Source organism: Thermodesulforhabdus norvegica (genome assembly GCF_900114975.1).
Lineage (GTDB): Bacteria > Desulfobacterota > Syntrophobacteria > Syntrophobacterales > Thermodesulforhabdaceae > Thermodesulforhabdus > Thermodesulforhabdus norvegica.
Genome location: NZ_FOUU01000001.1, coordinates 346,019 through 371,376 on the forward strand (window position 1 = coordinate 346,019; position 25,358 = coordinate 371,376).

23 protein-coding genes are annotated in these 25,358 nt (G+C 48.7%); 14 read left to right on the forward strand and 9 right to left on the reverse strand.

Annotation, left to right across the window (positions count from 1 at the left end; translation table 11 throughout):
- Window positions 1-7: 7 nt before the first annotated feature.
- Both BM091_RS01665 and BM091_RS01670 read right to left on the reverse strand, forming a co-directional pair.
- Window positions 8-1,339 carry a DUF362 domain-containing protein gene (locus tag BM091_RS01665; RefSeq protein ID WP_093392991.1) on the reverse strand — a complete coding sequence of 444 codons (1,332 nt, stop codon included), beginning with the start codon at window positions 1,337-1,339 and terminating at the stop codon, window positions 8-10.
- A 104-nt stretch (window positions 1,340-1,443) separates the two neighbouring features.
- Window positions 1,444-2,346 carry an NAD(+)/NADH kinase gene (locus tag BM091_RS01670; protein WP_093392993.1) on the reverse strand — a complete coding sequence of 301 codons (903 nt, stop codon included), beginning with the start codon at window positions 2,344-2,346 and terminating at the stop codon, window positions 1,444-1,446.
- 585 nt (window positions 2,347-2,931) lie between these two features.
- On the opposite strand from BM091_RS01670, the gene BM091_RS01675 reads away from it, so the two are divergent.
- Together BM091_RS01675 and BM091_RS01680 are read left to right on the forward strand one after the other, a co-directional pair.
- Entirely contained in the window at window positions 2,932-4,194 is a 1,263-nt protein-coding gene (locus tag BM091_RS01675; protein WP_093392994.1) for an L-lactate MFS transporter, read from the forward strand.
- A gap of 81 nt (window positions 4,195-4,275) precedes the next feature.
- Window positions 4,276-5,571 (forward strand): serine/threonine protein kinase, encoded by a 1,296-nt coding sequence (locus BM091_RS01680; RefSeq protein ID WP_143083080.1) that lies wholly within the window; start codon window positions 4,276-4,278, stop codon window positions 5,569-5,571.
- On the opposite strand, the gene BM091_RS01685 is transcribed toward BM091_RS01680, so the two are convergent.
- The 3 genes from BM091_RS01685 to BM091_RS01695 are packed head-to-tail and all read right to left on the reverse strand — an operon-like array spanning window position 5,572 to window position 9,590.
- The gene (locus BM091_RS01685; protein WP_093392997.1) at window positions 5,572-6,144 is read right to left on the reverse strand and encodes a GNAT family N-acetyltransferase; all 573 of its coding nucleotides are present in this window, start codon (window positions 6,142-6,144) and stop codon (window positions 5,572-5,574) included.
- A gap of 17 nt (window positions 6,145-6,161) precedes the next feature.
- Window positions 6,162-6,923 (reverse strand): metallophosphoesterase family protein, encoded by a 762-nt coding sequence (locus tag BM091_RS01690; protein WP_093392999.1) that lies wholly within the window; start codon window positions 6,921-6,923, stop codon window positions 6,162-6,164.
- Window positions 6,924-6,926: 3 nt separating this feature from the next.
- On the reverse strand, window positions 6,927-9,590 hold the full coding sequence (locus BM091_RS01695; protein ID WP_093393000.1) for a DEAD/DEAH box helicase: 2,664 nt from the start codon (window positions 9,588-9,590) through the stop codon (window positions 6,927-6,929).
- Window positions 9,591-9,697: 107 nt separating this feature from the next.
- Between BM091_RS01695 and BM091_RS01700 the strand changes: the two genes are divergently transcribed.
- The 10 genes from BM091_RS01700 to BM091_RS01745 all read left to right on the forward strand — a co-directional run bounded on the left by BM091_RS01700 (window position 9,698) and on the right by BM091_RS01745 (window position 18,502).
- Window positions 9,698-10,156, forward strand: a complete 459-nt coding sequence (locus BM091_RS01700) for an acyl-CoA thioesterase (RefSeq protein WP_093393002.1) — start codon at window positions 9,698-9,700, stop codon at window positions 10,154-10,156.
- Window positions 10,153-11,691, forward strand: coding sequence for a murein biosynthesis integral membrane protein MurJ (murJ, locus tag BM091_RS01705; protein ID WP_093393003.1), 1,539 nt, complete (start codon window positions 10,153-10,155; stop codon window positions 11,689-11,691). The genes BM091_RS01700 and murJ overlap by 4 nt, the downstream gene beginning before the upstream one ends.
- A 31-nt stretch (window positions 11,692-11,722) precedes the next feature.
- Window positions 11,723-12,352, forward strand: a complete 630-nt coding sequence (locus BM091_RS01710) for a flagellar brake protein (RefSeq protein ID WP_093393005.1) — start codon at window positions 11,723-11,725, stop codon at window positions 12,350-12,352.
- Window positions 12,353-12,469: 117 nt separating this feature from the next.
- Entirely contained in the window at window positions 12,470-12,964 is a 495-nt protein-coding gene (locus BM091_RS01715; RefSeq protein ID WP_093393006.1) for a hypothetical protein, read from the forward strand.
- A gap of 103 nt (window positions 12,965-13,067) precedes the next feature.
- Complete coding sequence (gene hrcA / locus BM091_RS01720; RefSeq protein ID WP_093393008.1) at window positions 13,068-14,147, forward strand: heat-inducible transcriptional repressor HrcA; 1,080 nt, start codon at window positions 13,068-13,070, stop codon at window positions 14,145-14,147.
- A gap of 7 nt (window positions 14,148-14,154) precedes the next feature.
- Complete coding sequence (grpE, locus tag BM091_RS01725) at window positions 14,155-14,784, forward strand: nucleotide exchange factor GrpE (RefSeq protein WP_093393009.1); 630 nt, start codon at window positions 14,155-14,157, stop codon at window positions 14,782-14,784.
- Between the two features lie 6 nt (window positions 14,785-14,790).
- Window positions 14,791-16,704, forward strand: a complete 1,914-nt coding sequence (gene dnaK, locus BM091_RS01730; RefSeq protein WP_093393011.1) for a molecular chaperone DnaK — start codon at window positions 14,791-14,793, stop codon at window positions 16,702-16,704.
- A gap of 67 nt (window positions 16,705-16,771) precedes the next feature.
- On the forward strand, window positions 16,772-17,092 hold the full coding sequence (locus BM091_RS01735; RefSeq protein ID WP_093393012.1) for a zinc ribbon domain-containing protein: 321 nt from the start codon (window positions 16,772-16,774) through the stop codon (window positions 17,090-17,092).
- A 45-nt stretch (window positions 17,093-17,137) separates the two neighbouring features.
- Window positions 17,138-17,869 carry a hypothetical protein gene (locus BM091_RS01740; protein ID WP_093393014.1) on the forward strand — a complete coding sequence of 244 codons (732 nt, stop codon included), beginning with the start codon at window positions 17,138-17,140 and terminating at the stop codon, window positions 17,867-17,869.
- Between the two features lie 21 nt (window positions 17,870-17,890).
- The gene (locus BM091_RS01745; protein ID WP_093393016.1) at window positions 17,891-18,502 is read left to right on the forward strand and encodes a ComEA family DNA-binding protein; all 612 of its coding nucleotides are present in this window, start codon (window positions 17,891-17,893) and stop codon (window positions 18,500-18,502) included.
- Here BM091_RS01745 and glyS read toward each other — a convergent pair.
- Window positions 18,477-20,567: a glycine--tRNA ligase subunit beta gene (gene glyS / locus BM091_RS01750; protein ID WP_093393017.1), complete on the reverse strand. Its 2,091-nt coding sequence runs from the start codon at window positions 20,565-20,567 to the stop codon at window positions 18,477-18,479. The two genes, BM091_RS01745 and glyS, sit on opposite strands and share 26 nt — an antisense overlap.
- Window positions 20,568-20,578: 11 nt before the next feature.
- Window positions 20,579-21,454, reverse strand: a complete 876-nt coding sequence (gene glyQ, locus BM091_RS01755) for a glycine--tRNA ligase subunit alpha (RefSeq protein WP_093393018.1) — start codon at window positions 21,452-21,454, stop codon at window positions 20,579-20,581.
- 233 nt (window positions 21,455-21,687) lie between these two features.
- Between glyQ and BM091_RS01760 the strand changes: the two genes are divergently transcribed.
- Entirely contained in the window at window positions 21,688-22,287 is a 600-nt protein-coding gene (locus BM091_RS01760) for a TetR/AcrR family transcriptional regulator (protein ID WP_093393020.1), read from the forward strand.
- A 50-nt stretch (window positions 22,288-22,337) separates the two neighbouring features.
- Window positions 22,338-23,147 (forward strand): beta-keto acid cleavage family enzyme, encoded by an 810-nt coding sequence (locus BM091_RS01765; protein WP_093393021.1) that lies wholly within the window; start codon window positions 22,338-22,340, stop codon window positions 23,145-23,147.
- Between the two features lie 45 nt (window positions 23,148-23,192).
- Here the strand turns inward: BM091_RS01765 and BM091_RS13820 are convergent, their stop codons facing one another.
- Both BM091_RS13820 and BM091_RS01770 read right to left on the reverse strand, forming a co-directional pair.
- Entirely contained in the window at window positions 23,193-23,363 is a 171-nt protein-coding gene (locus BM091_RS13820) for a hypothetical protein (RefSeq protein WP_177193482.1), read from the reverse strand.
- Complete coding sequence (locus BM091_RS01770; RefSeq protein WP_093393023.1) at window positions 23,360-25,354, reverse strand: TRAP transporter permease; 1,995 nt, start codon at window positions 25,352-25,354, stop codon at window positions 23,360-23,362. Before BM091_RS01770 ends, BM091_RS13820 begins: the two co-directional genes overlap by 4 nt.
- Window positions 25,355-25,358 lie beyond the last annotated feature (4 nt).

Sequence of the window (25,358 nt, forward strand, 5' to 3'; positions counted from 1 at the left end):
ACATCCATCAAAAAATCCTATAAAAGGACTCATCAAACTCGGTCTTACCTTCGTACTTCCTGAAGAAGGATTGGGCATGGGCCTCAAGGTTGGTGAGCAATCCTTCGTCAAGCTCAATCCCCGCATCTTTAAAGGCCTTCACAATGGCTTTAGGATGAGGCGGACATGTTTTTACCGTTATGGCTTTCTTTACTGATGGATTGTCGGCGTGGGCTTCGGACATACACTTTCCCAGAAGGATTGTGGCGTCCATACCGGGGGTCGGATGCATTTTCTTGCCCGTAAGGACTTCCACCTTTGGCCAGGGTTTGCCCTTCCAGGATCGTGCAATGGATGTAAGTATTATGCCGTTAAGCTCAGAACAGTAAGTACATAGCGTGTCATCGTATTTTCTGTAGCACAATCCATGAACCCCAAGACGTGCTAAAGGCACCGGAAGACAATTATCGGGCGTATAAGGGAAATCGTAAGGATGAAAGCTGGCAAGCTCATCAACGGCAGGGCCATCTACCTGCAGGCGAATTGAATCAATATTCCGCTCCGTAAGCATTGCATAACATAGGAGGTGTGGAACTTCCCGGGGATTATACCCCAGAAGCCTGGCTCCTACCATGTCCCCCGCTAGAAGGTCATCGGAGCCAACAATCACATTAAACCTTCTGGCCTTTCCGTCAAAAGAAGGGCCCCGTTCCAGGGAATAGATACCGTCAATCAGCACAACAACCCTGCGGAACGCTCTGGGAATATAGGCTATCATTCTGTCGAGAGGAAAATCCGGTCTGGGAGAGTGGCACAGTTTGCGAGAGCGGATATCGATCAGGCCCTTAAGGTTCTTTATCCCTAGACTCACCCTGGTCTGTGCGTGGGTCTTCAGAACCGGAACGGATATAACGACATCGCTTTCTACGGCGGGTGCAAAAACATTAAGCCTTACACCATCGCCGAGATCCAGCACATCAAAAGGGCCCTCCAGAGCATCATGAAGTACCACACCGTATCGTTTTTGCAGGATTTCATATCCAAGCATCGCATAAGCATCTCTTATGATCCCGTGCTTGCCGTGAGCGGGAACGAGAGCAACGCCTTCTCCTATGTGTATATTTTCAAAACCCCGCTCCTTTAACCACCTTACGACATCGTAAATTACACGGCTGGTGGTAATAACCCCCCATTTCGGGAAATTTCCGTTTCTCGTCCACACCACTATGTTGGGCTTGACGAAAATCCTGGCCCCTCGATCCAGCCGATCCCATAAATCCATTCTTTCCAGCACTTCTCTTACGACATCATTCCCGGGAATAAAAGACCTGAGCACCACTTTTGCCGCATCTTCTGTCATGTCCCCCCTCCTGAACTCCCCTGTGGACCGAAACCAAATACAAAAAGGAAGTTTGAAAGATAATCTACAACTCCATTTGTCATGAGTAAAGAGACATAGGCAATCTACTTACAACCTGTCAGATCTTGTCGAACGGGTTCTACCGGTTGTCCCCACTTAAGCTTGGTTCTAAGGATTTCGAAGAAATCAAGAGCCGGTGGTTTTATAAAACGAAGAGGGTATTCGGATACATTAATGCGCACCACATGTTCTGGCGAAAGGTAGCACCCGGTTTGCCCATCGCAGGTTAGATAAACTTCCTGTTCACGGCTGGTGAGGAAAATTTCAATAGTAAAAGGGGCAGGGATGACTATAGGGCGATCGGAAAGCGTAAAGGAGCATATCGGTGTTATCACGGCCACCCGAGCGGTTGGGCATATTATGGGACCACCGGCAGAGATATTGTATGCAGTTGATCCGGTGGGCGTGGATACTATCAGGCCGTCTGCTCGATAGTGAGTGAGGAAACATCCATTTATGTATGCTTCGAGATCGATAATCCTTGCCAGGGCACCTTTATTGATGACGGCATCGTTTAAAACGGTTTGTTCATAGACAACCTCATCCCCCCTGACCACCTTTACATCAAAGCGCATGCGCTCTTCCAATACGTAATTTCCTTCCACAATCTTGCCGAGATCTTCAAAGCAGGACTGGCGGGAGATTTCGGTAAGGAAACCCAGACTTCCCAGGTTTATGCCGACAACGGGAACCGGCACATCGGCAAGCCACCTTACGGCACTTAAAAAAGTACCGTCTCCGCCCAGTACAATGAGCAACGAGGTGTTACGGTGCTCCGTAGCGGTGGAGAGCAGGCTTCTTCTGTCTGCCGAGTCGATATTATCGGCTACTATCACCACTATCTCTTTCACGCCACGGTTTTTTAAGAAATTTTCCAAGGAGGCGACGAGATTGAAGCACTCCGGTTTTTTCTTGCAGTAAATAAGAGCATACTCAATCCAAGTCATGATACACCTGCATAGATTGGTTCTCCCTGCGCTTTTATTCTGTACCAGAAGCAAAGGGTAGTAATCAAAAGTAATTTTCCCGAACAACCCCTTTGATTTCTCTCATATTCAAGGCTCTATGCCGGAGAGCTTTTTATCAAATCATGTGCTTTTTGTAACAATCTAAAATTCTTAAAAAAATTTCTTGACCGCCTCAATATTATCAAGTATTGGGTTAATCAGGTTTGGTTTTACGTGTTGTGGTCCTTATAAAGGTTGTCTTTTGTGTTTTTGCTGGAAGGAGGTGATAGTGAAGGATAGGGTGAGCGGTAGTGTTAGGTGGGTTGTAGGTTTCCTTCCAGTGGAAAGTTCTGTCGATTTTTCTTCTGCTGTATCTTCCTGAAGGTTTCGAAGCGGAAGCTTCGAGTTTCTGATCCAGGAGTGGGTTTGAAATCAAGGGCAGTATTCCTCCTCTAAGAGCGAACGCAGCTACAAGCTCTCAAAAGTTACTCATTATTTTGGTTGGTTAAATGCAATGGTACGGTCGCTTCTTCAGTGCGGCCGGAGATGATGTGTCTTTTTAGGGATTTAGAGAGGAGGTAAATTATGACTAACGGGCAAGCTGTAGCCAAAGAACCGGCAAAGGCGTGGCAGGTTACCTTTGCCGGAACGGCCATCAACCTTTGCCTCGGATGTCTTTATGCCTGGAGTGTGTGGGTTAAGTACCTGACGGACGCCGAATTTATGAAGGCTCAGGGCTGGACTCCTCTCACCGCAGAGCAGGCATCCAACCCGGCATCACTGTGTATTCTCATATTTGCCCTTCTGATGATTCCCGGTGGAAAAATCCAGGACAAGTACGGTCCTAAAGTGGCGGCTTCAATAGGAGGGCTTTCAATAGGAATCGGTCTCCTCATTGCCGGAGCAATGAAAAGTTATGCCGGTATCATGTTGGGTTTTGGACTTCTCGGCGGAATCGGTATGGGTATAGGTTATGCGGCACCCACTCCTGCGGCATTAAAATGGTTTGGACCTCACAAAAGAGGCCTTATAGCCGGACTTGTTGTGAGCGGTTACGGTCTTGCAGCCTTCTACGTGGCACCACTTGCAAGGTGGTTGATTACCAGCTACAGTGTTAGCGCGTCTTTTTACGTTCTTGGTATACTCTATCTGATTGTCATACTTGCGGCGGCGCAGGTTCTGGCATGGCCTCCCGCAGGATACGTACCGCCCGCTCCTCCCGCAACGGCCCAGACGGCGGCAAAAGCGGCAACACAGACACGTTACGATTGGACCGCCTCTGAGATGCTCAGGACCTGGCAGTATTATGCTCTGGTCATCATGTTTTGCATAAATACCCAGGCAGGTTTGCTTCTGATTGGCCACGCCGCAAAAATGATTAAGGGTATAATGGCTGCCGGTTACCTGCTTGTCTCCTGGGGAGCTATTTTTAACTCCATTGGTCGAATCGGAACCGGTATCATTTCCGACAAGATCGGGCGAACCAATGCTCTTATACTGAACTACATCCTTGCCTGCCTGGTCATGTTCTTCTTCCCTTATCTGCTGAGCCTGAAGAATATCCCACTGCTTTTCATCGCCGCGGCCGTAGGTTTCTGGTGCTACGGTGGTGGACTCTCCCTGTTTCCCTCTTTCACCGCCGACTTCTACGGCGCAAAGAACCTGGGTTTCAACTACGGTCTTGTGTTCCTCGGGTGGGGTTTTGGTGCTTTTATGCCCAAGCTGGCCGGCCGCATCTACGACAAGTATAAATCCTATGATTATGCCTTCTATATTGCCGGTGTTCTTCTGATTATAGGTATCGTACTGGCTCTCATAACGAAACGACCCAGATATGCCAAAGAATAAAGGGTATCTGATGTAGTCCGTTCGGAGGGGGAAATTCCAGAGGAATTTCCCCCTTTTCTTGTGATCTGGCGGAATGAAGAGATGGAAAAACCGAAAATCGAATCGGTACTTCTCCTGGATCTGCCGGAAAATCTTCAACTTATCGTAATGGAAGCCGTGGCCTCAGAGCTTGGTACAGAGATTAACATACTCACATCGCCGTCATCCACTACAGCCGATATTATTTTTGCAATGTGGAATAACCGTCACGAAGGGTACCTGAAAACACAGAACGATCAGGCCGCTCTTTTTGTCTTTTTACCGCCGGAAGAAGAAAACCTTTCGACCATCTCCGAAGTGATAAATTCCCGGGAAGTTGCCGATTATGCTTTTGCCGACGACACGCCGGAAAGGATAAAAAAACGCATAAAATTGTTTCTGAACTCCATCAAAAAGCGCTCTCCTTCTAAGGCCGTAAAACAGCTATCAACGGCCGACAGAGGTTTATCGCTCTGGAGGCGGTTTAGCGATTTTGCCCTCAGGATGTTTCGCCCCAGACAGCCTGTCGTAACTCCGGAGATGGTGTCTATCATAGGAGGAAGATGGGAAAGGGTTCGACGCCTGGGTTTCGGAAGCTTTGGAGAAGTATGGCTGGTACGAAGGCGCGGAACTGTTTCCGAATATTTTGCCGTGGCAAAAATCCCCCATGAAAGCCGCATCAACGAAAAACTATTGCAGGAGGCCGAAATTCTTCGAAAGCTACAGGATCATCCCAACGCCGTGGGTGTCATAGAAGTGCTGGAGCAGGGTGGGAAAATCGTCTTGATCGAAGAATTTGTCGAAGGACGCACACTTCAGGAGTTAATGGATGAAGGAATGGAAAGCGCTCAGAAGGAGCAGGTTTTTCTCCAGACTGTTGATCTCGTTGCATACGCTCATGAAATGGCGATAATGCACAGAGATATAAAACCCGAAAATATAGTGGTTACGTCCCAGGGATTGGTTAAAGTGCTTGATTTCGGGGCGGCAAAAGATGTGAGCCTCAGGAGCGTCAGCAGCACCGTTGTGGGATCAAGACCCTTCATGGCCCCTGAACAGATACTGGGTCAGAGCCGCAGGGCCAGTGATGTCTGGGCTCTTGGAGTTCTTCTCTATGCCCTGTCGACAGAATACCTTCCTTTTTACTCGGAAAAAGAAAAAGAGCTCATGGACATGATCCTTGAAGCCCCTCCTCAAAGACCGAGGGAACTAGTTCCGGAAATTCCCCCGGAACTCGAAAACATTATATTACGATGCCTGGAAAAGGACCCGGAAAAACGCTATCCTCATGCCAGAGCATTGCAAAAAGACTTGCTGGAAAAAATTCCTGAATTCGGAGAGGGAAAAGTCATCCCATGACTACCCGTGAGAGCCTTTTAACCACTTCCGATCAAAATAGCGCTCAATGTCGCAGACCATTATCAGAATATCCTGATTGTTGCCCTTAACATCCTTGACCAGACCTTCTATAACGGCCTTGCACCCGAACCCGGCATTACGGAATGCTCTTATGGCCGCAACCGAATCTAGCGGGACTTCGGCCCAGAGTTTCTCAAGCCCCAGTTCTGCCGAGAGCTCGACAACCTCATTCAGCATGGCCGTGGCGAGGCCTTCACCCTGATGAGTGGGAGCCACAACAATACGGACCTGTCCGATGTGGCGTTTCCACCCATGGGGTATCCTGTGAAGGGTCACGTCAGCCACGACGCTGTCTCCGTCCAGTGCAAGAAGAGGCAAAACCCGATCGTAATTCAGATTTTCAACCCATTCGCGTATCACAGCAGGATTTTTCACATCATGGCGCACGAACATTAGAAGTTCATCGGGAAGTTTCCGGAAGAATTCGTAAAGACGTTTTTCGTCCTCCGGCACCATGGGTCTCATAACAACCTTTTTTCCGGAACGAAGGGTTATTTCTTTTGAACCGAACATAGCCAACCTCTCCGTTTTCAAATTCCCTCTGCAAGCCTTACCGCCAGGAATTCGGGTAACCGGGCCTGAAGAATTTTTCTCTGAGCCTTTTCTATATCGTACGAAACAGCACAAAATCTCACCGAAGAATTTTCCGTATCGAAAATAACATAAGATGCTCTGTTATCACGCTGTCTTGGCTGACCAACACTACCCGGATTAATCAGGTATATGTTTTCAGGGTCCAGATAAAAAAGCTGTTCCGATTCAGAAGCACCAACTCCTAAGGCCCTGACCTTACCTCTCGGATCCCGCACCCATATCTTGGGAACATGAGTATGTCCAAAGAATACTATCTTTACAGAGGGTAGCTGTTTCACGATGTAGTTGAAGGCTCTTTTAGCCTGGTACATGTTGGCAATATAAGTTGAGGAGCTTTCAGGGGATCCATGGAAAAAAAGCATAAAACCTTCCAGTATCAGACTAAAGGGCAGTGAAGCGAGATATCCGTAATGGTGCCCGTCAAGCCTGTCCCTGGTGTAAAGGATGGAATGGTAGGCAAGCATATTGAAGCCTTCGGCGAGCTTCAAATCAACAGCCGCGGCATCATGGTTCCCTACAACCCCGATAATACCGAGTTCAAGCACACGATCTATGACCTCACAGGGATCGGCATTGTATCCTATAACATCACCCAAATGCACGATCCTGTCAGCCCCGCGTTTTTCAATATCTCTGAAGACGGCCTCCAGAGCCTCCAGGTTTGCATGTATGTCTGAAATAACGGCGAATTTGGCCATTTTTCATACCACTATTACCGGTTCCCTCATAATCCTTGTCCTCGCCTCACGAGCCGTACGCGCAAGGTCGGGGTGTGTGTCAACGAGTGATTCAATCTGATGTAGATGGTCTGCCGTCCGGATTATAAGCATTACGAGATCCCCTTCGTCCACACGGGCAATTTCTTTAACATGCTGCCAGGAGCTTCCCCGGGCCCAGTAGTAAAGTGCAGGTACGGTCCAGAAAGGAATAGGAGGGTTCATAAAGCCCCATTCGTGGAGTCTGTTTCTCAGCCCCTGCAGGGATTGGATCATCCTGAAATAGGGTTCCGCAAGGTCAGGGTACCGATACACGAGGGATGCCATCTCGATGTCCTGAGTACGATCCCTGTCCATAACAAAGGGCGCAATGAGTGCGGCAAGCAGGGCGGGGTCATTTTCCGGGAATACTCCCCTGCGGATGCATTCGGAAATAAGCAAAGGCTGATCGATGCGGAGTTTTGAAGCCCACAGCCCATCGTCGGTTAACCGACCTTCGTCATCAACATACCCCTCTCGTTGAAGAAAACGATAGTGGTACATGAAGGAATTCCACAACTTGTCCTGGGTGCTCGTAAGATTTTCCATTACCCTCTCGTAACGGTAAATAAGCCCCGTAAAAGGATGATTCGTTTCTTTTATGCAAGGCCCATAGAGCTCACAGCGCTCACAGGGAAGCTCGGAGCGATGAGCAAGAAGCTCTTTCATTTCTTCGGCCGGCCCACCGGGAAAAGGTTTTATTTTATGCTCGCCGAAATTGCCGCTTCGTTCAAAGCTTTCCACAACATTCCGCCAAGAAGTAAGATCCGCAGGCTCGGGCAGATGGGGTATATGCCCTCCTATGGATGCAAGTCGCGATATTTTAATTTCCGAAATCTTCACCCTGCCTTTCCTGGTTTTCAGGGGAATGGTCAGCCTGACAGCCTTGATCCGATCGGAACCCGGCAAAGGTCTTTCGAAAACAACGTAGGGCACGCCTCTTCTGTTGTAAACCACCCTGCCCCTGAGAAGCAGGTGTTCTACGGAGGCCGGTAAAAAGCTCTTTTTCCAGGTTCTTTTTAGCTCAGATATGCGGCGACTTAAATTTATGTACCTGGTTCTAATTTCCGTAAGCCGATCAAAGCTTCCACAGGCCATATCTTTCTGCCATCGCCCGATTTCTTTTTTCAGGCGACCGGTTATCTGCTTTTTGCGCTTCCTTTCTTCGGCCATACTCTGAAAGGTGGCAAGGCTTAGCGAAAAGAGCTCCCGAATTTCTTCAGGCCGGTGAGAAAGAAGTAAGTTCAGAACCATTGAAAAGTTAACCCTGACCTGACTGACTATGGGATCGGGTGGGCTTTTAAGCAACTCGTATATGTTTCTCGCATCCTGATAAGGACCCGGTACCACGAGAACGAACCCCACCTCGTCCATTCCCCGACGTCCTGCCCTTCCGGTCATCTGAAGGAGTTCTGTAGCGGTAAGAGGCACGAATTCGTGACCGTTGTAACGATCATCCTGGGTAATGACAACGGTTCTGGCGGGAAAATTCACTCCAGCCGCCACCGTGGATGTGGAGAAAATGGCTTCCAGATAGCCTTCCTGCATGAGCTTTTCAAGGAAAACCTTCCAATAAGGTAGCTGACCTCCATGGTGAGCCCCCACACGAGACCTTTTCAGTATTTCCAGGTGTCTGTGATTTCGCAGAAAGGGGTATATCTCGAGCAGTTCCTCAATTCTCTGAAGAAATTCTTCTCTGCTTTTGTTCAGGCTGGTATGGTCCACCGGCGGGCACATTTCTATGGCTCGCTCGCAATCTGCCCGAGATTTGAGAAAAAATATGGCAGGAAGCAGGTTGGCCGTCCGCAATACCTCCATAATCCTGGGAATGTCCGGAAAGTAAAAGCGCGGAAAATCTCCAGGCCGAACGGTATCAATCTTTTTAAAGAAACCTTTAGGAGTCTCCAGTGGAACAAGCTCCCCGGATGGAAACAGAAAGAGCGGATAAAGTGGAACAGGGCGTTCCGTGGCATTCACCCATCGACATTCATTTCCCCGGAGCCATGTAAGCCAGTCACATATTTCCGCAGCGTTTCGGATGGTTGCAGAAAGAAGCAATACTCTTACTCTCGGCGGAAGATATATGAGCACTTCTTCCCAGACAACACCCCGGTCTTCATCCCCCAGGTAGTGAGCTTCGTCCAGCACCACCAGATCCACATCAAGGTCATCGCCCCGATGCATTGTATCGTAGAGCTGGTTTCGCAATATCTCCGTTGTGCCAACTATTACGGGCGCCTCCGGGTTCTCTTTACGATCCCCCGTCAGGATGCCCACATTTTCTGCACCGAAGAGGCAACCGAATTCTTCATACTTAGCGTTGGAAAGGGCTTTCAGGGGCGATGCATACCAGGCCTTTCCTCCACGGTCAAAGACATCACGTATAGCCTCCACGGCAATATAAGTCTTTCCCGCGCCGGTCGGTGCCGTGACAAGAACATCGGCCTCTTTTATTGCCTCTATCGCCTCAACCTGAAAAGGATCGGGTTTGAATTCGGCGACTTCGGGGCACCTAATACAGGCCAGCTGATTTTTCACACGAGGATGGATCCTGATACAAAATTCATCGTCGAATCCAGAGCGGGCCGTTATTGTGCGTGACTTTCTCATACTTTAATGCTTATTTATCCCTTCCGTAAGAATTTTTACTCAAACAATTCATATCATTATTCTCGTAAAAGGCAAAAGTTTTGCGGCACGGTTAAGGAGATGTATCCATGAAGCGTATCTCACCGATCTCATTCAAGCCGTCTCACATGACGACCGTAAGAATACCTCTTTTCGAAATAGATCTCGGCAATGCGATGTACCACGGTGCCTATTTTCACATCTTCGAAATTGCCCGGGACGATTTTTTCAGGGCCCTCGGTTTACCCTATTCCTCTCTGATCAGGCGGGGATATCATCTCACCATTGCCCAGCTCAGCTGTAGATACTTCGCAGGTCTTCATTACGACGAAATCGTACAGGTTTACACGGGGTTACTGGAACTTGGGTCCAGGAGCCTTTCTATAATTCAGCGAATTGACCGGGACGGCGTGGTCTGCACGCAGGCTCAGTTCGCCATGGTTTGTGTCGACCACACCGGCAAACCTGCAAGAATCCCTGACGACCTGAGAAAGACCCTTTACCACTGGATAATAGAAGAAAAGACAACCAAAGAGGAATTAAGATGATCTTGCGAAGTCGCCAGGGAATAACCCTTGCGGCAATTATTATAAGCTCAAGCATACTGATCTCCCGTTTCATGGGTCTTGTAAGAGACAAGATCATTTCCTACTGGTTCGGTGCTTCCATTGAATCGGACATCTACTTTACAGCCTTCGTTATTCCGGATTTCATAAACTATCTTCTAGCCGGCGGATATTTCTCTATTACCCTGATCCCCATACTCCAGGAGCTGTTTCTGAAAGACGAAAAAGAAGCCTGGGATTTTTTCTTTTGCGCTCTCTTCTGGACGACTCTTATTGCAGTTCTAATAACCCTTATCATGGAAATTACTGCGCCTATGGTGATCCCCGGAATTGCTCCGGGCTTCGATGAAGCAGCAATAAGACGGCTCACCCTTTTCGTTAGAATCATTCTACCGGCCCAGATATTCTTCATCAGTGGCGCTTTTTTCAACGGGCTTTTGTATCTGAAAAAGCATTTCATAATTCCATCTCTCGCCCCGCTTCTGTACAATCTTTTTATAATCTCCGGCGGCATTATGTTGCGAAGGCACGGCATGATCGGCTTCTGCTGGGGAGTTCTTCTGGGAGCCTTCGTGGGAAGTTTCCTGCTGCCCCTAATTACCGTGATAATCAACGAAGAGATGAAGTTTTCCTTGAGGCTGAACCATCCTTCAATGAAACGCTTCATAAGAACCGCCCTGCCACTCATGCTCGGGCAGTCTATTGTCGTCCTGGACGAACAGTTCTTCAGGATTTTTGGGTCAATGGCCGGAGAAGGTGCCGTAAGCAGGCTGAACTACGCCCGGCGGCTCGTTTTTGTTCCCGTCGGCGTAGTGGCTCAGGCGGCCGCCGTAGCATCCTACCCCTTCCTTGCAGAGCTCTTTGCGAAGAAAGATTATTCCCGATTTGCGGAAACCCTGGACAGGGCAATACAGAAATCCCTTTTCCTCGCATTGGCTCTCACGGGCATACTTTTTGCCGTAGCAGAGCCGGCAGTGGGCATCGTTTTCGGCCAGGGACGTTTTTTGATCGATGATGTCCTCCAGACAAAGACTCTTTTCAGGATTCTTCTGGTAACCGTTCCGCTCTGGACCTATCAGCAAATTCTGGGAAGAGCCTTCTACGCTACAGGCGATACCCTCACACCCGTTGCCGTGGGAACCGTCGCTACCTTTATAAGCATCCCCGTTTTCCATTACGGCAGAATACTGATGGGGGAAAGGGGAATAGCTCTAGCCAGTGTCATGGGGCTGATTATCTACTGCGTCGGTCTGGGAAGCCTGTGGAGAAAAAGATTTCCAATCAGGTCCTTTGAAGTTATTACCTGCTTGTTTCGATCCACCCTGACGTGCATAATTGCTACCGTGGCATCGTTGGTTCTGTTTCAGGCCGTAAAATCGTATTTTGAAAGTTTCTGTCCGGTGATCCGGTGGCTCTGTCTCGGCATGCTTACCTCTACGGCTTACATCACCGTATGGGGAACCGTTACAATGCTAATAGGCAGGTCAGATCTTCGAGAATTTATGAGGATAAAATAACCCGAGTTGAAAACCTCTAGAGGAGGCTCATGTGAAGAAGCTTCCACTTTACATCGGCGAAGAAATAGTAATACAGTCCCTCGATAAGACCATGCCTCATAAGGCTCGAAGCAAAATAATCGGGGCACGACACGGCGAATTTATATTGGTCGAGGAACCCGTCGTGGCAATCTCAGATCGCCTCGTTGCTCTGGTGGAAGGACCGGTGAACTGCTGGTATATCCACGAGGGTACAATGTATAAGTTCTCTAGTACCATTAAAGAAAAGATAAAGGACGGAATCACCTTTCTGGAGTATCCTGAGAGATTTGAAATCGAGATGCTGCGAAAATATCCGCGTATAACCGTTAATCTGGAAACAAGAAGTCATCTGGGTAAGAAAAGAGAGGAATATGCCGGGAGTATTGTTGACATAAGCAGTGGCGGATGCCGTCTTGAAGTTGAGACGATAGTTCTGGTCGTCAAGGAGGATCCTGTGGAGCTCAGCTTTGATCTTCCAACGGGAGAACCAATAAGGGGGATTGAAGGAAAAGTCAGGAGTGTAAAGATCGATCGGGTTCGCAGAAAAACCACCATCGGAATTGAATTCACAGGCCCTGAGCAATTAAAGAAAAAAATAGAGACTTTTTGTCATTTTTGTGAATATTTCAGGGTAGAATAAAAAAGCGAAGATGAAATTTGTCACGAGGGACTCATGTGAGCCGGGGTCGGTTATTATCACGACTGCAAATGAAAAGCTAATTAACAGGTAAAGCCCGCTGACAGGGAGGTTTTTATAATGATACAAAACAGGAAGATCCTGATCGTGGTGTTAGGCCTTCTGATTTGCGGCCTCCTGTCCCAGCCTTCTTACGCAGAAAAGGAGAAACAGGGCTTTTCCCAGGAAGACAGGGAAAGGCTCGTGAGACTGGAAACAATGCTGGAGGCCTTTAAAGAATCCATAGATAGAAGCCTTGAACAGATAGACAAGAGATTCGAGCAGATCGATAAAAGATTCGAACAGGTCGACAAGAGATTTGAACAGATTGATAAGAGGCTCGAGTTCATGCAGAATTTAATAATAGCCATGATCGGTGTTTTCGGAGGTCTCTGTGGAGTCTTCGTGGGATTGCTCCTATGGGACAGAAGAACCTTTAAGGACAAGGCAAAAGAAGAAGCCATGAAAGAACTGGAAGAAAAGTACAGATTCGCCGAATGGTTCAATGCCCTGAGAGAATATTCGAAAAGAGCGGACGACTTCGCCGAAGTGCTCAGAAAGCTTAACTTGCTATGAACGGGTTATTTCCCCGGGCACAATTGACAATTTGCGTCAGCATAACTACTTTAGATTAGCACTCGGTAGGTGAGAGTGCTAACAAGCAGGAGTGGTAAAAGCCATGACGGCAGAACTGAGTCCCAGAGATCAGAGTATACTCCGGGCTGTAGTGCTCGATTACATAAAAAGCGGTGAACCCGTTGGATCCAGAACCGTTTCCAAAAAATATATGAAAAACCTCAGTTCTGCCACAATCCGCAATATAATGGCCGATCTGGAAGATCTCGGATATTTGTATCAGCCTCACACCTCCGCAGGCAGAATCCCCACGGAGAAGGGTTTACGCTTTTATTTAGAATTCCTGATGGAGTGGGAGGAACTGGAGAAGAAGGAAAAAGAAGTAATCCGTCAGGCTTACATGGATGTGTCCGGGATAGAAGATGTTCTCAAGCGCACCACCCATGTCCTGTCTTCGCTATGCGCACAGGCGGCTCTCGTCCTCTGGCCCAGACTATCGGCAACCCGTCTCAGAAGAATAGAGTTCGTAAGGTTGCACCAAAATCACGTGCTCACAATTCTCGTCGCGGAATCAGGCATAATACACCACAGGCTCATCATCCTGGATGAGGACATATCTCAGGAAGAACTGGACAGATTCGGTAGATACATTAACGAAACCTACGGGAACCTCACGCTGGAGGAAATAAAAAACCGCATAATCAAAGAACTCCAGGAGGAAAAAGCGCTCTTCGACCGGATATACAACCGCGCCGTGACGATAATAAAGGAGGCCCTTCAGCTACAGGCCGAAAGTACGGAAATGTACATCGAGGGCCAGTCTAAGTTGCTGGATAACCCCGAATTCACAGATATAGAAAGGCTAAAAAAAATTCTTGAGGCCTTTGAGGATAAGTCCCGCATATTAAAACTCCTTGATGTAACCATGGAGTCCACGCAGGGTGTTCAGATAATTCTCGGTCCCGAAAGCAATATCCAGGACCTCGAAAACATCGGTATCGTATCATCGCCTTACAAACGCGGGGAAACCGTGTTGGGTGTGGTAGGTGTTATCGGACCGCTTAGAATGGACTACCCTAAAATCGTCCCAATTGTGGACTTCACAGCCCGGGTTCTCAGCGAAGTGTTACAAAATCCGGAAAAAGGTGACATCTGCGGGGAAATAATACAATCAGGAGGTTAATGTTATCATGATAAAGGTGGAGCCGGAAGAACACAGGAACAAAGAAAATAACTCGATGGATGTGCAGGAAAAAGAACAGCAGGTGGATGCACAGGAAGTCGAAGCTGAAGCAGAAGCCAAAGATCCTTACAAGGATATAAGTAGAGAGGAATTGATAGAGCTCCTGAAACAGAAAGATCAGAAAATCGCAAGGCTTAACGAAAAGATACTCCGAATGGCAGCGGAGATGGATAACACCAGAAAGCGTCTTGAACGAGAAAGGAATGAAGCAGTTGCTTACGCTAATGAGCAGATATTGCGAGAGCTCCTGCCGGTTATAGACAACCTTGAACGGGCCATTTCTCACGCAAACTCCGAGACCGACCCGAAGGCCCTTCTGGAAGGGGTTGAAATCACCCTGAGAAGTTTTCTTTCAACTCTGGAAAGGTTTGGTTGCACGCCCTTTGAGTCGGTCGGCAAGCCCTTTGATCCTTCTTATCACGAAGCAATAATGCAGCAGGAAACAGAGGAATACCCGGAAAATACGGTCCTTCAGGAATACCAGAAGGGTTACATGTTAAAAGACAGATTGCTCAGACCGGCCATGGTTGTTGTGGCCCGATCGGTAAAAGAGAAAAAACAGGATGAGGAGGGATAAGCCTTCATGGGACGGGTTATAGGAATTGATCTGGGAACCACAAATTCCGTAGTCGCCATAATGGAGGGAAAAGAACCCAAAGTGCTGACAAATGCGGAGGGTGGCAGGACCACCCCATCGGTGGTGGCATTTACGGAATCCGGAGAAAGACTGGTCGGACAGGTTGCCAAAAGGCAGGCAATAACGAATCCGACCAATACAATCTACGCAATAAAACGCCTGATGGGGAAAAAATTTAACTCACCGGAGGTTCAGAGGGATCTCGGCATACTGCCCTACAAAGTCGTATCAGCACCAAACGGCGATGCTCATGTAGAAGTTCAGGGAAGACAGTACAGTCCCCCTGAGATTTCTGCTTATATTCTCATGAAAATGAAACAAACCGCAGAAGACTATCTGGGTGAAAAGGTAACGGACGCCGTTATTACCGTTCCGGCATATTTTAACGACAGCCAGCGTCAGGCAACCAAGGACGCCGGAAGAATCGCCGGCCTGAATGTTCTCAGGATCATCAACGAGCCGACTGCCGCATCCCTTGCATACGGCCTTGATAAGAAAAAAGACGAAAAAATCGCCGTCTTTGACCTTGGAGGCGGAACTTACGATATATCGATTCTCGAAATCGGGGACGGGGTCTTCGAAGTAAAAGCCACAAACGGTGATACCCACCTGGGCGGAGAAGACTTCGACCAGCGGATAATCGATTGGCTGATCGAAGAATTCAAAAAAGAACACGGAATCGATCTTCGTCAGGACAGAATGGCCCTACAACGGCTAAAAGATGCAGCGGAACGCGCAAAGATGGAACTCTCTTCTGCACTGGAAACCGAGATAAACCTGCCCTTCATCACTGCAGACCATACCGGCCCAAAACACCTGGTCAAAAAACTCACCCGTGCAAAGTTCGAATCTCTGGTTGAAGACCTCATTGAAAAGTTGATACCGCCTATGGAGCTGGCCCTGAAGGATGCAGGGCTAACGCCGAGGGATATCGACGAAGTAATCCTCGTAGGCGGAATGACTCGAATGCCTCGCATTCAAGAAAAGGTTAAAGAGTTCTTCGGTCGTGAACCTCACAAGGGTGTTAACCCCGACGAAGTCGTTGCCATAGGAGCTGCAATCCAGGGGGCAGTCCTTAAAGGAGAAGTAAAGGATGTACTCCTGCTGGATGTAACTCCACTTTCTCTCGGAATAGAAACCCTGGGCGGGGTAATGACCAAAATCATCGAAAGGAACACAACCATACCGACCAGAAAGAGCCAGATATTCTCTACCGCCTCCGACAATCAGACCTCCGTGATGATTCACGTTCTTCAGGGCGAACGAGAAATGGCGGCCGATAACAAAAGCCTGGGGCGTTTCGAGCTGGTAGGAATCCCACCGGCTCCAAGAGGTGTCCCGAAGATCGAGGTAACTTTCGACATAGACGCTAACGGAATCGTTCACGTTTCGGCCAAAGACCTGGCGACGGGAAAGGAGCAATCGATAAAAATCACGCCTTCCAGCGGATTGACCGAAGAAGAGATACAGCGTCTGATCAAGGAGGCAGAACTCCACGCCGAGGAAGACAGGAAGAAGAGAGAGCTCGTAGAGGCCAGAAACAGAGCCGATAACATAATCTACGGCACGGAAAAAAGCCTCAGAGAGTTGGGAGATAAGGTGGCTCCCGAGGTCAGAAAAAACATCGAGGATCAGATATCCAGACTCAGAGAGGTCATGGACAAAGACGATAAAGAAGCCATTGTTCGAGAAACGGATGCCCTGATAAAGCTCTCTCACGAACTCGCCGAAAAGGTCTACAGAGAGGCAGCACAGGGGACTCCCGGAGATAAAGAAGAAAAGGAACAGAAGAGCCAGGGCGGTGACGATGTAGTGGACGCAGAATTTGAGGAAGTAAAAGGAGAAGGAAAGGAAGCCTGATGTCCGGTAGATCGGTCGCAAAGGCCGATCTACCCTGCTCATCCCAGGGGTCCAAAAGAGGTACCAGATGTTTTTCTTTATCGGCGGTGTTCAACCAAAAACGGTCACACTGGATGAAAACCCCAGGCTGTGTCCATCCTGTGGGCTGGCTCAGGCAAAATTGAAAAGAATAGACCACTACGTAAGCCTTTTCTTCATTCCGCTATTTCCTGTAAAAAAAGGCGAACCTCTCCTGATGTGCGAACGTTGTGGTTTTGCCGCTCCTCCTGATCAGGCCGACTACTTTGCCAGAAGCCGCCAATTTCACAGAAGGCCGCAATGTCCATCCTGCGGTCTCGAACTGGATCCGTCATTTAACTATTGCCCGAGATGCGGAACCAAAGTATAAGCAACAGGAAGTTTAACGACAAATCCCCACGAGGACGGTAACAATATGAAGCAGAAGGCTCAGGTCATACCCTTTCCTCAGGTCGCACGCCCCAACATAAATGAATTACTCGACGAATTTCTTCAGGAACAGAACAGAAGATTGAAGCCTGCCACGTTCAGGCAGTACAGGGTCGTGACCGAACTGCTCCGACATTGCCTGGACGGGTACGGCCCTAACTTTCTGACCGATGCGGAATATCAACTCTACGAGCGGCTCTACACGGTGAAAAACCTTGAGTTTTGCTCGATCTTCGGGGCAGACAAGATTCTTGCCGGCCTCCCCACCTTTCTCGGCGAGTTCATGATAAGAAAGGTTGCGGCTTCCGAATCACTGCTCAGATGGTCGGGAACGGTTACGAAAAAACTCGCCAAATGGCTTGCCGATTACGGATATGTGGGCAAGGCTCGCGCCAGAAAGGCGATGAGGTATGCTGCCGAAGCATCAAAAGTCCTGCCCGCAGCAGAAAGGCTTGCACGTCTGCTTTATGAACATGCCCACCTTCATGCACCCCGCTTCTGGACTATGGAAATCGACGATTACTTCACAATAGAAGAAATTCTACCGGGAAGACTGATTCTATCAAGCCTGTCATCGGATATCGAAACGGTTGAACTCCGGCTTCCGGAAGAGATTCTTACGCACTGCCGGGTAGGCTGGCATGTAAACCTGCTTCTCGGGAAAACACCGAGAGGCTGGCAGATCATAGAAACCGGAAACGTTTATCCGGATCTTTAAAACCTTTTTCGCTGAAGGTTCATGAAATTTTATCGGCCGGGAAAGGAAGCAAAAATTTACATGCTTCTGGCCTTCCTGGCCGTACTTATTACCTGTTATTCTTACATGGATAAAATCCGATGTACCGGATCGAGGGAACCCCCGTGCACCTTCGTTGAGCTGGTAATAGAAACCGAAGGAAAATCACGGTTAATGTGTCTCCAGTCACCTACGCCTACCCTAAAGGAAATACTGCAGGCCGAGATCCCTTCGTATGACCTAACCCAATGTGGTCCTTATCTAGACCTTCCCATGAAAACAGGAGATGCCGTGTATCTCCATAACACCTCGGAAGAAATCAAAATATCCCTCGGCACCATGCAGGACCGATACCGCCTGGCCCTGGGCCTACCGGTCAACATAAACAGTGCGCCCTTCCAGGTCCTCAGAGCACTGCCTTACATAACGGACGAGGCGGCAAAACAAATTATCGAAATGAGAAAAAAGCAATCCTTTCGGGTAAAAAAGGAACTCACGAGAATAGAGGGCATCGGGGAGAAAAGGCTTAAAGAAATCGAACCGTTTATTTCCTGTAGCCCCACCCCGAGCCCTGTAGAAATCTGCCGAACTAGACTTCGGTCTGAATCATTTTAAAGTCGGCAATATTCTCGAAGAGGCTCTTCAGGGTGCTAAGCAGAGCAAGCCTGTTATTTCTGACCTCAGTCTCTTTGGCCATAACAAGCACGGCATCGAAAAATCTATCAACTGCGGGCCTGAGGGACGCGAACTCCTCCAGGGCTCTGCCATAATTGCGTTCCTGCTCCCAGGTCCGGAAGCGCTCTCTCAGGTCCTGAATGAGCTTCCAAAGTTCCCTTTCTGCGTCGTCCTCAAAAAGTTCCGGTTTTACCGCTATTTCCACAGGTTCTTTGATAATGTTAACAACCCTCTTAAAGGTCGTCGCCAGGGCATTAAAATCAGAACGCTTACGAAATTCCGAAAGGGCTGCAATTCTTTTCACGTCGTTTACCAGAACATCAATTTCCACCGACAAAGCGGCCTGGATAACATCGATAGGGTAACCGTAATGGGTTTGCAGATAATGCTCCAGACGTCCTTTAAAGAACTGGATTACTCCTTCAATGACGGTATTTTCCGGCTCGGTTATCCATTTCCTCAGGCCAGGAATCGTATTGCGCACCAGGCTTACAAGAGATATGGGCAGTTCCTTTTCCAGAAGAATTCTTATGATGGCAAGGGTTTGCCGCCTTAAGGCAAAAGGATCCGCCGTTCCTGTGGGTATTAATCCAACGCCGAAGCACCCGACAATAGTATCGATCTTATCGGCAATACTTAGTACGGCCCCGATAATTCCTGAAGGAACCACGTCACCAGCTTTGGCAGGGAGATAATGCTCATAGATGGCCTCTGCCACGTCGGGATCTTCTCCCTGATGAAGAGCATAAGCCCTGCCCATCACACCCTGTAACTCGGGGAACTCGCTCACCATGCCCGTTACGAGATCGGCTTTGCATAGAAGAGCCGCCCGCATCAGCTTCGCATTCTGGGATTCATCAAACTGTAGCTGATCGGAAAGCCATTTTGCAACGGCCCTGAAGCGTTCAACCTTCTCCCAACTAGTCCCCAGCTTTGAATGAAAAACCACATTTTTCAGCTCTTCGGCCCGCTTTTCCAGTGGTATCTTTTTGTCTTCCTCATAATAGAACCGAGCATCCTCCAGCCTGGCCCTAACAACTCTTTCGTTACCCTGAGCTACTACCTCCGGTCTTCTGGGTACGGTATTGGCTACGGTGATAAAATAGGGCATGAGCTTCCCCCGGGCATCCGTTAAAGCGAAGTATCTCTGATGCTCCTTCATAACGGTGATGGGAACTTCCGGGGGGAGCTCAAGATACTTTTCTTCGAACTTTCCAACGAGCGGATAAGGATACTCAACCAGATGAGTTACCTCGTCGAGAAGGTCCTCATCCTCCACAACGATCCCGCCAAGGGATTCAGCAAGAGCCTTCACGGAACTTCGTATCATCTCTTTACGCTCGTTTCTATCAACGATAACGAAATGGTCGCGAAGAATCTTTTTGTATTCGTCGAAATCGGAAGGAACGCTAATGACATCGGGTTTCATAAACCTGTGTCCTTTGGAATGACGACCACTTACGACATCGCCATAACTGAAGGGGACGACTTCATCACCGAGCAGAGCAACAATCCAGTGTATGGGCCGGGCAAAGGTAACCGTCTGATCTCCCCATCTCATGGACTTGGGAAAGGGTATATGTGCTACAAAATCGGGAAGATATTCGGCCAGAAGCTCCTTTGTGGAACGGCCCTTTTCTTCCTTAACGAAGAAAAGATACTTACCCTTAGGGGTGTCCTTCACCTGAAGCTCATCGACAGAAACCCCTAAGCCCCGTGCAAAGCCTTCCGCGGCCTTCGTGGGTTTACCATCAGGAGTGAAAGCAATCGAATAAGGTGGCCCGGTAATCTCCTGCACGGCGGGCTCTTGAACCATGTCAACACCATGGGCAACAAGAACCAGTCTTCTCGGGGTACCTGCCGTTTCGACCTTTTCAAACCCTATTCGGTTGTTACGGAAAAAATCCTCTATCTGACGGGCCATCATATCAAGGGCCGGCCCGATGTAACCGGCGGGTATCTCTTCCGTTCCTATTTCAAGCAAAAAAACACTTTTTTCTGCCATCTCTTTCCCCTCTACTTCCAGCGGTTCATGAGCGGAAAGCCCATTTCTTCTCTTTGTTTAACATAGGCATGGGCAACCAGCCTTGCCAGGTGTCTGACCCGGGCTATGTACTGGGTCCTTTCCGTAACGCTTATAGCACCTCTTGCATCAAGTAGATTGAATACATGAGAACACTTCAGGCAGTAATCGTAGGAGGGCAACACAAGGCCACGCTCGTTCATCCGCAACGATTCTGCTTCATACATATCGAAGAGTTTGAACAGCATATCAACATCGGCCTCTTCGAAGTTGTAGTAGGACCACTCCACCTCACCTTTGTGATGTACATCTCCATAGGTGATAACATCGTTCCATTTAAGATCGAAGACGCTGTCAACTCCCTGGAGATACATGGCAATTCGTTCGATTCCGTAGGTTAATTCAACGCTGACAGGATGAAGCTGTATTCCTCCGACCTGTTGAAAATAGGTAAATTGAGTAATTTCCATACCGTCGAGCCATACTTCCCATCCCAGGCCTGAAGCACCCAGGGTAGGAGACTCCCAGTCGTCTTCAACGAATCGGATGTCGTGGTCCAGGGGGTCAATTCCCAGGCTTTTCAGGCTTTCCAGATAAAGCTCCTGTGAGTCTGGCGGAGAAGGTTTCAAAATGACCTGATACTGATAGTAATGCTGTAAGCGGTTTGGGTTTTCCCCATAACGCCCATCTGTAGGTCGCCTTGAGGGCTCCACATAGGCGACCTTCCAGGGTTCAGGGCCAAGAACCCTCAAAAAGGTGGCCGGATTGAAGGTTCCGGCTCCTACTTCGAGGTCGTAAGGCTGCTGAATAACACAGCCGTGCTTTGCCCAAAAAGCATCCAGTGCAAGAATAAGTTCCTGAAACGTCATGGACATCACCCCTTGCTGTGCCGATTTGACGGTAAAGGTTAGCAATGACATTACTGCCGACGGCTGATTCAGTATGCTTCAAAATGCCCAGTATTGTCCAGTAGATTCGCCATCTTAATCCATTGATGTTCCGTCTTGAGGAACAATTGTTGCGGTTTTAGGATATTTGTGTTTGACATTTTAAGTCTGGATGTGTTAGAGATGTTTAACCAAACGACCGGTAGGATTGGGAGATGAAAAATACGGCTGGCTCTACTAGAGACAGGCTATTCGCCGAAGCAACCCGGCTTTTCCGGGAAAAGGGTTACTGTGCCACCTCAATGAGCGACATCGCCTCGGCGGCGGGAATCCAGAAAGCTTCCATATACTACTACATAAAATCGAAACAGGAACTCCTGGTGGAAATAGCCAGAGCCTGCATGAACATGCTCATTGCCGAAGCCGAACGGGTGGCCTACTCAAACATGAGCCCCACGGAAAAGCTGAAAGCCCTCATGACGGCTCACATAAGACTCGTCGTTGACCATCTCGACATTTTCACCGTGAGCCTCCGTGAGGTAAACCCGGTAAACATGGGTGAATACTGGCCCGAAGCCGTTGGACTCCGGGATCGCTATGAGAGCATAATTCGCGGGATTATCAGAACGGGCAGGGAACTGGGAGAATTCAAAAATCTGGACGAAAAGCTAACGGGATTTGCCATGCTCGGTATGGTAAACTGGCTCATTAGGTGGGTTAAGCCAGAAGGAGAAAAATCAGCCGACGAAATCGCCTCCGTAATGACGGAGATTTTCTTTAACGGACTGAGAGCCGATAAATCCCTACAGGGGTAAAACCCAGGATTAACGACATTCTACTCCCTTAAAACAAGCAGGAGCAAAAGATGCAAAAGTTGATCATCACGGTTGCTCCAACGGGATCACTCCCAAGAAAGGAACAAAATCCGCACGTCCCCGTCACCCCACAGGAAATAGTGGATTGTGCACTAAGATGCGAAGAACTGGGGGCATCCATAGTACACATCCACGTAAGAGATCGAGATCAAAATCCTTCCGACGATCCGAAGCTGTTTCAAGAAGTCGTTTCCGGATTAAAAGCGGCCGGTAGCAAGCTGATTATTCAGATATCAACAGGAGGACGGGCCGGCTCCGGCCTCGAAAGCAGAATAGCACGACTCAACGTACCCTGTGAAATGGCGTCCCTCACAACGGGTTCGGTGAATTTTCCCAATTCCGTTTACGTTAACCCACCTGCCGATGTTAAAGCGCTCGCAGAAGCCATGCGGGAACGGGGTATCAAACCGGAAATGGAAATATTCGATACATCCATGGTTCAGCCGGCTATTGACCTTGCAAAAGAGGGAATCGTATCCACGCCCATACATTTCAACTTCGTTATGGGGCTAAAAGGTACACAACCCGCTACGATAGAACAGCTCGTACATCTAAAACGGATGATTCCCGAAAACAGCACCTGGACCGTTACAGGCATAGGCCGATTCCAGCTTCCTCTGGCAGTCCACGCAATCCTCATGGGTGGTCATGTAAGAGTGGGTCTGGAAGACAATATCTACTACAAAAAAGGCGTGGTAGCATCCAACGAGATGCTCGTTGAAAGGATTGTCAGGCTCGCAAGAGAATTCGATAGGGAGATAGCAACCCCCGGTGAAGCAAGAGAAATTCTTCATTTATGAAAGAAAGGGCCTTTCAATGTTGAAAGGCCCTCCGGAATCGGCTCATCAGCGAAAGACGAAACCAAAAAATCCTACGAGCAGGGCTCCCCAGCCCAGGAGGATTGACAGAAACACATTGTAATGAGTGACGGCAAAATGAAGCTCCTTTAAGATTACAACAAGTAATGCCGTCATCGCCAGTAATGCCCACTCTTTTAAAGACTTAGACAATCTCATGCAGGCTCCTCCGTAAGCCTTTCCACTTTTCTCAGCCTTGCATAATTGGCAAACAACACCGCTGCAAGTATGACTGTGCCTAAGATTTGCGTTCCCCAGAGCGGAAGCCTTAAACCTCCAAGGTCAAGGTAGGGGACAAAATAGAGAAATGCCGCAAGGCAGGCCAAAAGCCGTGACAACAGACCTGCTCTGGTAAAAGCCCACCCTTCCGTCGTTATGGTCAAAGCATAAATACCAAGAAATCCGCCTATGATGGACAGTACGATATTGTACCATTTGCCCACCATGACAAGTCCCGGATTGTAAACAAACACAAAGGGTAAAATATACTTGGCAATCCCCAGCCTAACGGAATGAAACCCCGTTTGCATGGGATTGGCCTTGGCAACACCGGCGGCGGCAAAGGAAGCAAGAGCAACCGGTGGAGTGATGGCGGAAACCAGGCCGAAATAGAAAGCGAAAAGATGGGCCGCAATGGGTTCAACCCCCATTTTCACAACGGCCGGAACGACAAGGGCGGCCAGAGTAATGTAAACGGCCGTCGTGGTGAGTCCCATTCCAAGTATCAGTGATGCAAACATGGTGAGGATAAGGGTAACCCAGAGCTTCCCACCTGCAATCGTAACCAGGGCATTCGTGAACTTCAGGCCGAGGCCGGAAACAAAAACACAGCCGATAATTATACCCGCTGCGGCACAAGCCACAGAGACGGGCACTGCCGCCCTCGCCCCCTCTTCAAGGGCACTGACGATATCCAGAGGAGTCATCCGGGTTTCTCTTCTCAAAAAGCTCAAAACAAAGATGGATACGATTGCCCAGAAAGCGGAAAACATCGGGGTATAGCCGAAAACCAGAAGCAAAATTATAACGAGGATAGAAATAAAGAGATGGCCTCCTCTTTTGAGCTCGTACTTAAGGTCCGGAAGTTCGTCTTCTTTCAGAGTGGGAAGATTCCTTTTACGGGCTTCAAAATGGACCATTACGAAGATGGAGAAAAAATAAATCAGAGCGGGAAAAAGGCTGGCCACGGCGACCTTGAGGTAGGGCATGTTTAGAAATTCGGCTATGATGAATGCCGCGGCTCCCATAACGGGCGGCATGATCTGACCACCCGAGGAGGCACATGCCTCAACCGCCGCCGCAAAATAGGGTCGATATCCGATCCTTTCCATTAAGGGTATCGTAAAGCTTCCCGTGGTCACCACATTGGCAACAGCCGAACCGGATATTGAGGCCATAAGGCAGGAACTGACTATGGAGGCCTTGGCGGGTCCTCCGACCGTACGCCCGGTCAGCGCAAGCGCAACGTTAATAAAAAACCTGCCCGCACCCGACCGTACCAGCAAAGCCCCAAAAAGAATAAACAGAAATATGTAAGTAGCCATTACCATCAAAGGAATTCCATAAATTCCGTTCTCCCTCATAAAAAGGTAATCCACCACATTAAACCAGGAATTGGGAGGCCCGTAAAAAACTCCGAAAAAATGATCCGAGAAAACGGTTTGCACGAGAAAGAAGAGTGCAATGATAACCATAGCCCACCCAACCGCTCTGCGGGTGGCTTCAAGCAACAGAAAAATCATCACCGTTCCCATTATGAGATCCCAATCTGTCAGATCACCCCGCCGCAGTATGAAGGCATCAAGATCCCACAAGGTGTAAACCTGAACGGCTACCACCAACATAATTAGAATCAGATCGACGAAAAACCAGATGTTTACCGGCTCCGACCAGCTTTTCCGCCTCAGAGGCCTGGTCAAAAAACAGAGTACCATCACAAAAGCCAGATGAGTTGAACGAAAAGCGTGGGCTTCTACGGCTCCGGCATAGGCTATGTAGAGATGATAGATGCTCAAAGCCACGGCAAGAGCAGAGATAACATATCCTAAAGAGACGCCGGTAAGAGAACCTTTGCCACCGCGGAGTAACTCAACAATGCTGTTCTCTCTGCGATCGTGATATTCAACGGTATTGCCTGCAACGGGGTGCATAAAA

What these genes read in the sequence shown, in the direction of transcription:
- BM091_RS01740 (WP_093393014.1), top strand. Translation starts at nt 17,138, where the DNA reads ATGAAGCAGAAGGCTCAGGTCATACCCTTTCCTCAGGTCGCACGCCCC.
- glyQ (WP_093393018.1), bottom strand. Translation starts at nt 21,454, where the DNA reads ATGACGTTTCAGGAACTTATTCTTGCACTGGATGCTTTTTGGGCAAAG.
- BM091_RS01675 (WP_093392994.1), top strand. Translation starts at nt 2,932, where the DNA reads ATGACTAACGGGCAAGCTGTAGCCAAAGAACCGGCAAAGGCGTGGCAG.
- BM091_RS01765 (WP_093393021.1), top strand. Translation starts at nt 22,338, where the DNA reads ATGCAAAAGTTGATCATCACGGTTGCTCCAACGGGATCACTCCCAAGA.
- grpE (WP_093393009.1), top strand. Translation starts at nt 14,155, where the DNA reads ATGATAAAGGTGGAGCCGGAAGAACACAGGAACAAAGAAAATAACTCG.
- dnaK (WP_093393011.1), top strand. Translation starts at nt 14,791, where the DNA reads ATGGGACGGGTTATAGGAATTGATCTGGGAACCACAAATTCCGTAGTC.
- BM091_RS01695 (WP_093393000.1), bottom strand. Translation starts at nt 9,590, where the DNA reads ATGAGAAAGTCACGCACAATAACGGCCCGCTCTGGATTCGACGATGAA.
- murJ (WP_093393003.1), top strand. Translation starts at nt 10,153, where the DNA reads ATGATCTTGCGAAGTCGCCAGGGAATAACCCTTGCGGCAATTATTATA.
- BM091_RS01715 (WP_093393006.1), top strand. Translation starts at nt 12,470, where the DNA reads ATGATACAAAACAGGAAGATCCTGATCGTGGTGTTAGGCCTTCTGATT.
- BM091_RS01680 (WP_143083080.1), top strand. Translation starts at nt 4,276, where the DNA reads ATGGAAAAACCGAAAATCGAATCGGTACTTCTCCTGGATCTGCCGGAA.
- BM091_RS01770 (WP_093393023.1), bottom strand. Translation starts at nt 25,354, where the DNA reads ATGCACCCCGTTGCAGGCAATACCGTTGAATATCACGATCGCAGAGAG.
- BM091_RS01745 (WP_093393016.1), top strand. Translation starts at nt 17,891, where the DNA reads ATGAAATTTTATCGGCCGGGAAAGGAAGCAAAAATTTACATGCTTCTG.
- glyS (WP_093393017.1), bottom strand. Translation starts at nt 20,567, where the DNA reads ATGGCAGAAAAAAGTGTTTTTTTGCTTGAAATAGGAACGGAAGAGATA.
- BM091_RS13820 (WP_177193482.1), bottom strand. Translation starts at nt 23,363, where the DNA reads ATGAGATTGTCTAAGTCTTTAAAAGAGTGGGCATTACTGGCGATGACG.
- hrcA (WP_093393008.1), top strand. Translation starts at nt 13,068, where the DNA reads ATGACGGCAGAACTGAGTCCCAGAGATCAGAGTATACTCCGGGCTGTA.
- BM091_RS01685 (WP_093392997.1), bottom strand. Translation starts at nt 6,144, where the DNA reads ATGTTCGGTTCAAAAGAAATAACCCTTCGTTCCGGAAAAAAGGTTGTT.
- BM091_RS01760 (WP_093393020.1), top strand. Translation starts at nt 21,688, where the DNA reads ATGAAAAATACGGCTGGCTCTACTAGAGACAGGCTATTCGCCGAAGCA.
- BM091_RS01690 (WP_093392999.1), bottom strand. Translation starts at nt 6,923, where the DNA reads ATGGCCAAATTCGCCGTTATTTCAGACATACATGCAAACCTGGAGGCT.
- BM091_RS01665 (WP_093392991.1), bottom strand. Translation starts at nt 1,339, where the DNA reads ATGACAGAAGATGCGGCAAAAGTGGTGCTCAGGTCTTTTATTCCCGGG.
- BM091_RS01670 (WP_093392993.1), bottom strand. Translation starts at nt 2,346, where the DNA reads ATGACTTGGATTGAGTATGCTCTTATTTACTGCAAGAAAAAACCGGAG.
- BM091_RS01700 (WP_093393002.1), top strand. Translation starts at nt 9,698, where the DNA reads ATGAAGCGTATCTCACCGATCTCATTCAAGCCGTCTCACATGACGACC.
- BM091_RS01735 (WP_093393012.1), top strand. Translation starts at nt 16,772, where the DNA reads ATGTTTTTCTTTATCGGCGGTGTTCAACCAAAAACGGTCACACTGGAT.